This is a genomic window from Micromonospora sp. (assembly GCF_048594385.1).
In the GTDB taxonomy this organism is placed as follows: domain Bacteria; phylum Actinomycetota; class Actinomycetes; order Mycobacteriales; family Micromonosporaceae; genus Micromonospora; species Micromonospora wenchangensis.
This window is the reverse complement of sequence record NZ_JBMDWU010000129.1, coordinates 1-10,963: the sequence shown is the minus strand read 5'-3', so window position 1 is coordinate 10,963 and position 10,963 is coordinate 1. Positions and strand designations below refer to the sequence as shown.

The following is a 10,963-nucleotide window of genomic DNA, read 5'->3' as shown; positions in this document are numbered from 1 at the left end:
GGGCGGCCGGCGCCGGGTCCAGGTCGCTGGGACAGTTGGCCTTGAACGAGAAATCCTGCGCCGCCAGCACCGGGTCGAAGCCGGGTGGCACCCGGTCGTCCACCGCCGAGCGCACCAACCGCAGGGTGTACGGGGAGAAGTCACCGGCCCGGTCCACCCGGACGGTCAGCTCCGCCCCGGCGGCGGCGACGCTGAGCACCCGTACGCCGGTGATCCGGACTCCGCCGTCGACCACCACGTTGCCGACGGCCAGCGGCGCACCGGCGGGCACCCCGCCGGTCTGGCCGGGCAGCGGGTGCAGGAAACCCACGTGCAGCAGCCGCTGGTCGGCGGCGTCCACCTCGACCCAGTCGATGCCGTTGAACGCGCTGCCCGGCCGGGCCACCTCGGCCCGCCGCTCGTCGTCGTCGCACCGCACGCTCATCCCGCACCCCTCTCCACCGACACCTGCGCCGGTCGGCCGGTGGCCCGCAGTCGGTAGGCGACGTGTACCCGCACTGCCGCCTCGGCCAGGTCGACCCGGACGTCGTCGACCTCGATCAGCTCGCCGAGCCACCGCTGCAACGCGCTGCGGGCCTGCAACTCGGCGGTGCCCACCACCGCGTCGTCGACCGGGGCGAACAGCAACTGGCCGAGGCCGGCGCCGAAGTCGGGCCGGTTGACCCGCTCCCCGGGCGCGGTGAACAGCACCGCCTCCACCAGGTCGGCGACGTGCCGGTCCGGGCCGGCCAGGCCGGAGCGGCCCCGGTTGTCCGGCCGCCACGGAAACGCCGGGTAGGTCATGACGCCACCGCCCGGACCTGCACGCCGGCCACCGTCGGCGGCCCCTGCGGTACGCCCTCCGCGCTGACCCCGAGCCCGACGCTGGTGCCGAGCACCGGCGGCTGCCCGTTGACCAGCACCCGGGCCGCCGGGGTGGTCCACTGGAGCTGGACGCAGGGCTGCGGCTTGGTGCCCGCGCCCACCGGCACCTGGAAGGTGCACCCGGTGACCGGGTACGCGTCGGTGGCGGTGACCACCGGCAGGCCGCCGACCAGCACCCGCGCGTTGCCGGTCTGCGGGGTGACCGGGCCGGTGTGCGGGCAGGTCAGCACCGCCCCGACGTGCAGCAGAGGGCCGGGCATCAGGTCACCGTCAACGCGGTCTGGTTGACCGCGACGGTCGGCCCGACCAGGGTGATGGAGGCGCCCTTGCCGTTGGAGATGATGATCCCGGTGTCGTTGATCGAGATCATCGCCCCGGTCAGCGTCTTGAGCAGGATGCCACCGGTCGGGCCCGGAGCGTCGGAGATCATCAGGGTGGCCTGGCCGGGGGTCTGCAACACGATCGGCGGGGTGGGCGGCGGGGCCGACGACACCAGCGCCGGGATCTCCGCCTTCGAGCCGTACCAGCAGCCCGTCCAGATCGGATGGTCGGCGTCGCCCTGCTCGAACTCCACCCACACCCCGGTGCCCGGCAACGGCACGGCGAACATGCCCGCCTGGATGCCGGCGAGCGGGAAGCAGGGCATCGCCCAGCTCGACGGGGGGAGCGTGACGTCCGGGACGGTCACCTGGATGCGGCCCTGCTGCAACGGATCGAGGTGGTTGACCACCGTGCCGCGATACTTGCCGTAGTACCTCGTCGTCATGGCTGTGCCCTTCCGGAGGTGGAGACCTGGGCGTTGCGGCCGAGGGTGAACCGCTGCTTGACCTCGCCCGCCCTGACCATGGTGGTCACGCTGCGCACCACGTACTCGCCGTCGTAGGCGCGGCCCGCCCCGCGCACCCCGACCAGCCGCCGGCAGCGCAGCAGCCGGCCGTATCGCAGCACGTCAAGCGAGCCGGACCCGGTGATCACGTTCGCCGACTGGGCGGCCCGGGCCAGGCCCCGGGCGAGGGTCTGCACGACGTCCATCCGGGCGGTGGCGTCGTCGGTGCCGTCGGGGTTGGAGCGCCCGACGTTCATCCGCCGGTACGACAGCGGGATCGGGATCTTGCGGCCCAGCGGCGGGTTGAGCGGGCTGACGTCCGGCACCGGCAGCGGAATCGGCACCCGTACCTGCTCGGGGAACGCGGTGAGCAGGTAGACGGTCTTCTGCACCCCGTCGAAGGAGAACGACAACGACTCCACGTTGGAACCCGCGTCGGCGTTGACCGTCAACGCCGGCTGGGGCTGACCGGCCCGCACCTCCGGCCCCCAGTAGGCGGTGTTCATCCCCGGGGTCGGCCCCGGCTCCAGGTAGAACGTGTAACCCACCTCGTCGGCGAGCTGCGACACGTACGCGAAGGTGGTGCCGCGTACCGCCGGGATGCGCTGCACCGGGTTCGGCGCGAACACCAGCACGCTGGGCACCACCATCGGCACCACCCCGTACGCGGCGAACGGGGCGAGCAGGGTCAGCACCCGGGCCTCCGCCGGCATCGGCATCGGCAGGTCCGACAGGTCGATCAGGTCCATCATCTGGCTGACGTCCACCCCGGTGAGGGTGAGCGTCGACGCGCCCGCGTCGTTGCTGCGGGCCACATCGTGCCGGGTCACCACCCCGTCGGAGAGCACCTGCGGCCGCCCGTCGAGGTGCAGCACCAGCAGCACCCGGGTCGGCGGGTCCAGGCTGCCGTCGGCGAGCATCCGCTCCACCGGCGACCCCCGGCCCAGGGCGAGACGCAGCTGGAAACCCGAGCGCTGCCCGGCGTTCTGGGTGACCTGCGCCTCCTGCACCGCCGCCACCAGCTCCATCGGGGCCGGCCGGAAGGTCAGCGGCCCGATCAGCACCTGCAACCGCACCCCGCTAGGCATCGAGGCTCCCCGGGAACCCCTCGGGCAGGGCCACCCGGACCACCTGGCCGGGGCGGATCAGCTCCGTCGGGTCGAACACCCCGTTGGCGTCGCAGAGCTGCCAGAACGCGGTGGGGTCGCCGACCGTACGGGCGGCCAGCAGGTCGACCCGGTCGCCGTCGGCGACCGGTTCCCAGCCGGCGGTGGCGAGCCGCTCGGCGGGCGGCACGAACCGGCGACGCAGGTGCACGGTCTCCTCGCCGGTCTCCGGGTCGACGGTGACCGTGGTGCCCACGGCGGCGTACCGGCTGTCCGGCGCGAGCGCCCCGGGCGTCGGCTGGCCGCCGGTGGCGCCGGTGGCGGCGAAGAGGGTCTCCGCGACCCGGCTCTGCGCGGCCACCAGGGCCGGGTCGGTGTCGGTCGGGTCGCTCATGACAGCCGGTCGATGCCGAGGTCGGCCAGCCGCCCGCCGCGCGCCCGACCGGCGAGCTGTTCGAGCTGCTGGTGGGCGGCCATGGCCAGGCCGCCGGCCCGGCCGTCGGTGCCCACGTCGTTGACGGTCAGCACCCGCAGACCCAGCCGGATCTTGGCGCGGATCGGGTTCAGCATCGGGTCGAACGCCTCCTCGGTGATGGTCAACTCGGTGATCCGTACCGGCCAGAGCCGGCGTCGTCCGAAGGCCAGCAGCACCAGTGGCGCCGGCGGCGGCACCACCTCCAGGGTTCCGGCGGCCAGCAGCGCCGCCGCGTCCTGCACGGCGGCCAGGCTGGGGTAGGCCAGCGACTCCAGGGCGGCCAGTTGCGCGGTCAGCCCCAGCTCCACCGTCTGCGGGTCGGTGAGCTGGTCGGCGGCGTCGAGGTCGGCCTCCAGGGTGAGCGTCTGCACCGGCGGGCCGGTGATCCGCAGCGCCTCGCCCCGGGCCCCACCCTCGGCCCCGGCCGTCTTGAGCTGGAAACCGCGGGTCAGCGCGTCCGGGTTGTACTGCAGGGTGATCACCCGGCGGCTGCGCCCGCTGTCCGGGTCGAGCACGACCAGGCCGGCGCGCAGCAGTCGGGGGCTGAGGGGACTGGTCACGGGGTGCCTCCAGAGGTGGGACGCCGCCAGCGGATCCGCTCCGCCACGGCCCGGGTGATCCGGCCCTGCATCAGCAGCGGGTCCAACCCGCTGAAGTCGACGGTGCAGTCGGCCAGCTCGGTGATCCGGATCTGCCCGGTGGACAGACCGAGCCCGTCGAAGAGCAGGTTCACCCGGGCCACCGTGGCGCTCTGCAACGACACCGGCCGCAGCCGGCCCGGCAGGCCGCCCCCACCGCCGGCCCGCCGTACCCCACCGCCGACGGCGAGGTGCACCAGCGCGTCGGGGGCCAGCACGATCTCGTTGCCGCCGCCCAGCGGCAGGGTGATCTCCCGGGGGTTGTTGACCGACAGGTCCACGTCGACGTTGCCGATCGCCAACCTGCCGGGCGGGCCGGTCGACGGTTCGTCGCTCTGCACGTCGGCGACGGTGTGCAGCAGGTCGTCGCGGGAGGCGGCGGTCGGTCGCAGCAGCCGGTTGAGCCGTACCAGGTGCTCGGTGCGGGCCTGGCTGACCTCGCCGGTGTCGAGCTGCCACCGCAGGAGGTCGACGTTGTTGTCCGGCGGGGGAGCGCCCTCCGCCCCGAAGCTGGGCAGGTGCACCCGGTAGACCAGGTCGTCGCCCTCGACGATGAACCGGCCCGGTGTCCACCACGGCAGCGCGCCGGTGAGCCTGCGGTAGTCGACCGCCCCGTCGCGCAACGCCAGCCGCACCTCCCAGCTCCGCTCACCCCACAGGAATCCGTCGTGGGTGACGTCGAAGTCGATGTGCCCGTTGAGGCTGTCCAGCACCTCGCCGATGCGGTAGGCGTCCAGCACCCGCACCAGCGCGTCCCACTTGCCGGCCAGGGCGGCCCGGCGCTGCGCGCTGGTGGTCCGGGCCGGCGGCGGGGCCGGGATCGGGGAGCCGCCGCCCAGCATGGTGGCCAGGTCCAGCACGAACCGGGCGTTGCGGATGTCCAACGACGGCAGCTCACCCGCGCCGCTGGTCAGGTCGTGGGTGAGGTCGCCGAGCAGCCCCTGCTCGACGAAGACGTACAACCCGAGCCCGCTGTCGGTGAAACTCAGCCCGGTCACCTCACCGCCGCGTACGGCGATCCGCCGGCCGGGGGCCGCCGTGCCGTCCGGACCGGCCGGGTCCTGCTCGTAGCCGATCGAGGTGAACCGCAGCCCGTACTCGGGGCGGCCGGTCGGTGCGCCGAGGAACAGCAGTTGCCGGCGCGGGTCGGCGGTGACCTGGGCGCTGATCGCGGTCAGCGTGGGCTGCGCCAGGTTGAGCCGCAGGCCACCGTGGTCGAGGAAGTCGACGCTGAGCCCGCCGGCGGTGAAGTCGGCCGTGCCGCCGGACAGGAACGTGCCGATGTCGAAGCCGACCCGGGCCGCCTCGATGGCCCCGATCCGCAGGCCGCCGAGGATCCGCATCCCCTCCGCCGTGCGGGTCGCCTCCACCAGGAAGCCGTCCTGCCCGGCTGCCGGCACCAGCCGCAGCTCCCCGAGCACCGCCTCGATGTCCGGGTTGAGCCGGATGGTGGTGCCGTCGTGCAGGTCGACCAGCAGCCCGCTGGCCCGGGTCTGCTGCACCACCAGCTCGCGCAGCAGCAACCGGCGGAACCGGCCGCCCGGGGTGCCCGCCGGCCACAGGTCGACCCGGGCCCGCGCGCTGATGCCGAGCAGGGTGATCGCCCCCGCGCCCGACGGGATCCGCAGGCCGAGCGCCGCGCCCTGCCAGTTCAGCGCGTCCACCGAGATGGTGGCCAGGTTCAGGCCCGGCTGGCCGTCCGGGCCGATCTCGATGTGGTCCGGGCCGACGCTGACCACCCCGGTGTCCAGCCCCTGGATGCTGACGTGCTGGTCGTGTTCGCCCGGCCGGGGGCCGACGCCGAGCTGAGCCTCACCGCCGACCACCCGGGCCTGGATCCGGCCGCCGCGACCGAAGGCGAGGGTGAGCTGGGCGGCCCACAACGCGCCGTCGACGTGCAGCGCGGCGTCGATCCGGCCGGCGATCTCCACCCGGGTCACCCCGGTGGTGAGCCGTCCGGCGGTCACCCCCGCCGCCGCCGACCAGCGCAGGCCGCGCAGGTCCACGTCGAGGATCTCCAACGGCGGCCGGTCCGGTTCCCCGGCCGGGACCGGTTCGGGCCGGCCGAGGCCGACGTCGAGCACCCCGTCGCGGTAGCGCAGGTCCCGCCCGGTGATCCGGGCGATGTGCAGCCGCTCCAGGTGCAGCGCGGCGGCGGCCGGGACGACCCGACCGGCGGCGTCGCGCTGCTCCGGCGTGCTGTCCCAGCGACCGCTGGCGGTCAGCCCGTCCAGCACGGTCGGCCCCCGGGAGACGATCCGCCCGTCGCCGGCCCGCCAGTCGATCGCGCCCAGCTCGATGCGGGCCGGACCGACGTCCTCGAACCGCAGCCCGCCGGCCCGTTCGGTGACCAGCCGGCCACCGAGGCCCGCCCGGCGTACGGTGACCGCGCCGTCCGGGGTCCGCAGGGTGGTGTCGGTAAGGGTGAGGCCATCGAGTTGGATGCGTTGGCTGTCGGTGGGGTCGCTGAGGATCCGGCCGGTCACCGGGTCGACCCGGTGCGGCCCGGCCTGGATCAGGTCCACGGTGACCGTGGCGGCGTCCGGGCCGGTCGGTCGGCCGGCCACGGTGCCGGTGATCGTGGTCGGGCCGCCCTGCACCGCACGGGAGATCACGGCGAACCGGAGCCGGTCGAGCTGACCGACGGTCAACCGCCCGGAGTAGGTCAGCTCCTCGCCGGTGAGGTCCACGTCGAGGTCGCGCAGCCGCACCCCGATCAGCGCGCCGGAGACCACCTCGACGCTCATGCCCGGCGCCGGGTCGGTGACGTCCATTCCGATCCGGTCGGCGTCGATCCGGTCGATGACCAGGTTGCGCACCAGCGCGCCACGGACCTGCCGCCCGGCGGCGGTCGCGCCGGTGCGGACCCGCACGTCGAGGCTCATCCGGCCGATCCGGGTGCTGCCCCGGGCGTAGACGCTGCGGCCGGGGGAGTTCCACGCCAGCCCGGTCAGCTCGGTCTGCTCCACCACCAGGTCGGGCAGGCGCAGGTCGTCGCCGTCGGGCAGCACCCGGCCGTGGATCGCCTCGCCGGGTGTGCCGTCGGCGCGGGCCGGTGCGGTGAACGCGATCCGCTGCGCCTGCACGCCCGGCCCGGAGACCCCGGTCACCGCCAGTTCACCCACGCCGAAACCGACGGCGGTCCGGCCGACCGGCAACCCCGCGGCGGCGGCCGGGCCGGCCAGCTCGGCGGGGAGCGCACCGCCGCCGACGGTGTCGAGGTCGGCGCGTACCCGCAGCCGGGACGCCGTCAGCCGCTCCACGGCGGTGGCCCCGGCGCGGACGTCGGTGGCGGTCAGCTCGGCCAGCCGCACCTGCACCCCGAGGGTGGCCGGGTCCAGGGTGACGTCGAGCCCGCCGACGCTCAGCCCGCCGGCGGTGATGCCGAAGTACCGCCGGGCCCGTTCCCGCAGCAGCTGAAGCTCCTGCTCCTGGGCCCGGGTGCGGTGCCCGGGCTGGGGGCGGCCGGCCGGGTCGACCGGCTCGGCGGCCAGCGACTCCAACTCCCGCAACCGGTCCAGGTCGGCCAGCCAACGGGTCAGCTCCGCCCGTCGGTCCGCCCAGCGGGGCTCGTCGGGCAGTGCGGCGAGCTGGGCGGTGACGTCGGCGCGGGTGGGCAGATCCCCGGCGGCCAGCCGCAGCGCCGGTGCGCCGGCCGGGCCGGGCAGCAGCCGTACCCCGGCGACGGTGGCCGACCCGGTGCTGCCCCGGGCCGTCGTCGCCGCGTCGGCGGGAACACGGTCGCGGCGGAACCTGGTGATCAGTTCGTCGTCGGGCAGGTACTCCCCGGCGCGCGACGGCAGGGACGCCTCGGCGTGGATCGGGTCGATCTCCACCCCGGCGGCCTCGACCCGACCGGTCAGCCCGGTGACCCGGATGCCGCCGACGTCGATCGCCCCGCCGACGGACTGGCGGAGCTGGTCGGACAGTTCCACCAGCCGGCGACGTTCGGCCTCGGACAGCGACTCGGCGTGCCAGCGGTGCCGGGACTCCAACCGGTCCAGTTCCCGCTCGGCCGGCTCCAGCGCGGTGAGCTGGCTGTCGACGGCGCGCAGCCGCTCGTCCAGGGCGGCGCGTTGCGATCCGGTGGCGGTCTCGCGGCGCAGCCGCAGCGACTCCTGCTCGGCGCGCAGCCGGGCCGGCAGGCTGGTGGCCACCCCGATCAGCGTACGGCCGACCTCGATCCGGCCGACCTGTTGCAGGCCGGCGAAGGAGAGCCCCTCGGCGGTGGCGCTGGAGAAGCTGACCCGCAGCGAGTGCATCATCTCCACCGCGTCGGTGACCCGTTCGCCGACCGTCCGTGGTGGACGGAACACCCCGTCGGTGAGCAGTCCGATCGTCGCGTTGGCCAACGGGGTGAAGATCTCCCCGGCGGTCAGCGAGGTGAACTGCTGGGCGAGGAACGGCGCTCCGGCCGTGTACGGGGCCAGCAACGCGTCGCTGATCTTGGACAGGAACGGCAGCCCGCCGTAGAACGAGATGACGTTGTGCAGCAGGTGGATCAGCGGATCGATGATCGGGATGCCGACCCAGCCGTGCCGGCCCGGCTCGGTCAGGTTCTCCTGCCCGGTCGCCCCGGCCCGAAAGGCCAGCGTGGACAGCCCGAACCGGGTCAGGCCGAGCAGCCCGCCGGGCAGCCCGTCGCTGGCGTACACCACGTCGGAGACGCTCAACGCGCCCATCCCGGCCTGCGCGCCGACCGGCCGCTCGTAGCCCCGGTCGGAGAACGAGGCGACGATGTCCAGGTCGGTCAGGGTGATCCGGCCGGTCCGCAGCGAACTGCCGGTGAAGGTGCGGTTCACCCCGTCGAGTTCCAGCCGGGGCAGCCTGATCCGCAGCACCCCCTGCCGGGCGTCCAGCGACAGCGACAGCCGGTTGGCGCGTTCCCGGTCGGTGTCGCGCAGCCGGGCACCCCCCAGGTCGCCGCTGATCCACTGGGCGTCGTGCAGGTCGAACTCGTCGACGGTGACCTCGTCGGTGAACAGACTCAGCCCGGTGCGGCTGAGGAACAGCAGCTTCAGCCCCACCGCGACCAACCGGGCCAGGTCACCCACCACCGTCGGCGTGCCGTCGGTGCGCAACGACTCCGGGTCGAACGTGGGCCGCCGGGTCGCGTGGTACAGCCGCAGCTCCGCCACCAGCGTCGCCAGGGCGGGCAGCAGGTCCGCGCGGACCTCCCGGGAACGCAGGAACACCCACCGCCGGTCGTCCAGCGCGTACGCCTGGATGATCAACGACCGTAGCTCGGTGACCCGCCCGGCCCGCCACAGCCGGTCGTCCCGCAGCCGGTCCCGCAGCTGGTCGCGGGCCTCGACGCGGCGCGGACCGGAGATCGCGGTGACGGCGAGCGAGGCGCGCATCTGCGGGGTCATCCCGGACTGCATCCGCGCCCACCGGTCCGGGTCCTCGGCGGCCAGCCGGGTCTGGTCGGCCACCGGCAGGCTGCGCACCAGCTGGAAGGCCAGCCACGCCTCCCGGGGGTTCACCGCCCAGTCGGTCAGCCCGATCGCGAGCAGGCCGCGGGCCTGCCGTTGCAGGTGCGCCGGGTCGCGCAGGGCGAGCAGGTCGAGCAGCTCGGCCCGCCACATCTCGTGGGTCAGGTACGCGTCCGGCAACGCGGCGAGGATGCGGTCCAGGTCGCGTAGGGCGTCCAACCGGTGCACGGCGGTCCGCAGCGCCTCCCGCCCCCGGGCATCCGGACCGGCGGTCGCGCCGGTCGGCCGGTCGTAGCCGATCAGCCGGCGGACCAGCTCGACGGCGTTCACCCCGTCCAGGCCGCCCTGCACGATCCGATGGATGTCCGCGACGAGCCGGTCGGCGTCGACCTGCCCGGCGCTGCGCCGCCGCCGCTGCAGCGGTTCGGCGAGGGTGCCGACGCCGGTATAGCTGCCGCCGAGCACGTCGGCGGCGGGGATGTTCTCCTCCAACCGGTCGAACCAGCTGCCCCGGTCGAGCTGCCGCCACCGGTCCTGGGCGGCCAGCGGCAGGCTACGCAGCAGCAGGTACGCGAAGCGGGCCTCGTGGTCGCGGATCGCCCAGTCGAACAGCCCGTACGACAGCAGCCCCTCCACCCGGGCCAGGTTCCGGTGCTCCGCGCGGGCGGCGAGGACGACCAGCAGCCGGGGACCGAGCGGCGCGTCGACCCGCTTCTCCTCCCACGGCACCTGGTCGAGCAGGGTGTCGAGGTGGCCGCCGTCGTCGAGCTGGCGGACCACGTACCGCAGCCGGGGCCCCGGCTCGGGCGGCCCGGCGGCGGCCGGCGCGGCGGTGGCCGGGGTGCCGGCGGTGGGTGCGGCGGGGGCCAGGTCGGCGAGCTGACGCAGCGCCTCGTCGGCCCGGCGGTCGTCGATCGACCGTTGCACCCGACGCAGCCGGGTGGCCAGGTCGGTGTCGCGGTCGAGCCGGTCGTCGTCGGTCGCCGCCCCGCCCAGCGCGGGGACCTGCTCGCGCAGGGCGTCGGCGTCGGTGCCCGACGGGGGCCGCTCGGCCAGCAACGCCCGGAACTGCGTCTTGCGGTCACCGGCCAGCAGTTCCCGCAACACGCTGGTCCGCAGGGCCCGCAGCACGTTCAGGGCGGTGCGCCGCCGCACCGGGTCGAGCCCGTCGGTGTCCAACCCGTGCACGTTGTCGGCTTCCAGCACCCGCAGCAGGTAGGGGGTCTGCCCGCCGAGGGCGGCCAGCGCGGCCCGGGGGTAGGCGCGGTGGTGGTCGTCGTCGAGGTTGCCGGCCAGGTCGGTGCGCCGGGGCGCGGGCAGGCTGTGCACCAGGCTGCGGGCGACCACGAACGGCAGGGTGTCCAGGATGCGCAGGCAGCCCCGCACGTCGTCGCCGGAGACCCACAGCCCGTCGAGCAGGTCGATCATCCGGGCCCGTTCCGCCCGGTACCGGCGGTCCACCAGCGCGCCCAGCTCCGCCTCCAGCGGCCCGGTCGTGGCCTCCTCGGCCGGCGCGCGGTCGGGGGCCGGCGGGGTGGCCGGGCGCGACGGGGTGGCCACGGCACCGGTGTCGGCGGCGACCGCCCCGGCCGGCAGCCACGCCACCGGCCGCCACAGGG

8 protein-coding genes are annotated in these 10,963 nt (G+C 75.0%); all 8 read right to left on the bottom strand.

The features are described from left to right. A partial coding sequence (locus tag ACOJTC_RS06340) for a hypothetical protein (RefSeq protein ID WP_420116141.1) occupies window positions 1–424 on the bottom strand: 424 nt, incomplete at its 3' end. Continuing rightward, entirely contained in the window at window positions 421–783 is a 363-nt protein-coding gene (locus tag ACOJTC_RS06335) for a GPW/gp25 family protein (RefSeq protein WP_204924340.1), read from the bottom strand. The genes ACOJTC_RS06335 and ACOJTC_RS06340, both read right to left, overlap by 4 nt. Further along, the gene (locus ACOJTC_RS06330; protein WP_204924339.1) at window positions 780–1,124 is read right to left on the bottom strand and encodes a hypothetical protein; all 345 of its coding nucleotides are present in this window, start codon (window positions 1,122–1,124) and stop codon (window positions 780–782) included. The genes ACOJTC_RS06335 and ACOJTC_RS06330 overlap by 4 nt, the downstream gene beginning before the upstream one ends. Then, window positions 1,124–1,630: a phage baseplate assembly protein V gene (locus tag ACOJTC_RS06325; protein ID WP_067303923.1), complete on the bottom strand. Its 507-nt coding sequence runs from the start codon at window positions 1,628–1,630 to the stop codon at window positions 1,124–1,126. The genes ACOJTC_RS06330 and ACOJTC_RS06325 overlap by 1 nt, the downstream gene beginning before the upstream one ends. Then, a complete protein-coding gene (locus ACOJTC_RS06320) occupies window positions 1,627–2,778 on the bottom strand; it encodes a hypothetical protein (protein ID WP_420116140.1) in 1,152 nt (383 codons plus the stop codon). The genes ACOJTC_RS06325 and ACOJTC_RS06320 overlap by 4 nt, the downstream gene beginning before the upstream one ends. Then, a complete protein-coding gene (locus ACOJTC_RS06315) occupies window positions 2,771–3,190 on the bottom strand; it encodes a hypothetical protein (RefSeq protein WP_420116139.1) in 420 nt (139 codons plus the stop codon). Before ACOJTC_RS06315 ends, ACOJTC_RS06320 begins: the two co-directional genes overlap by 8 nt. Beyond that, window positions 3,187–3,831 (bottom strand): hypothetical protein, encoded by a 645-nt coding sequence (locus ACOJTC_RS06310; RefSeq protein ID WP_420116138.1) that lies wholly within the window; start codon window positions 3,829–3,831, stop codon window positions 3,187–3,189. The genes ACOJTC_RS06315 and ACOJTC_RS06310 overlap by 4 nt, the downstream gene beginning before the upstream one ends. Continuing rightward, entirely contained in the window at window positions 3,828–10,949 is a 7,122-nt protein-coding gene (locus tag ACOJTC_RS06305) for a hypothetical protein (protein ID WP_420116137.1), read from the bottom strand. Before ACOJTC_RS06305 ends, ACOJTC_RS06310 begins: the two co-directional genes overlap by 4 nt. Window positions 10,950–10,963 lie beyond the last annotated feature (14 nt).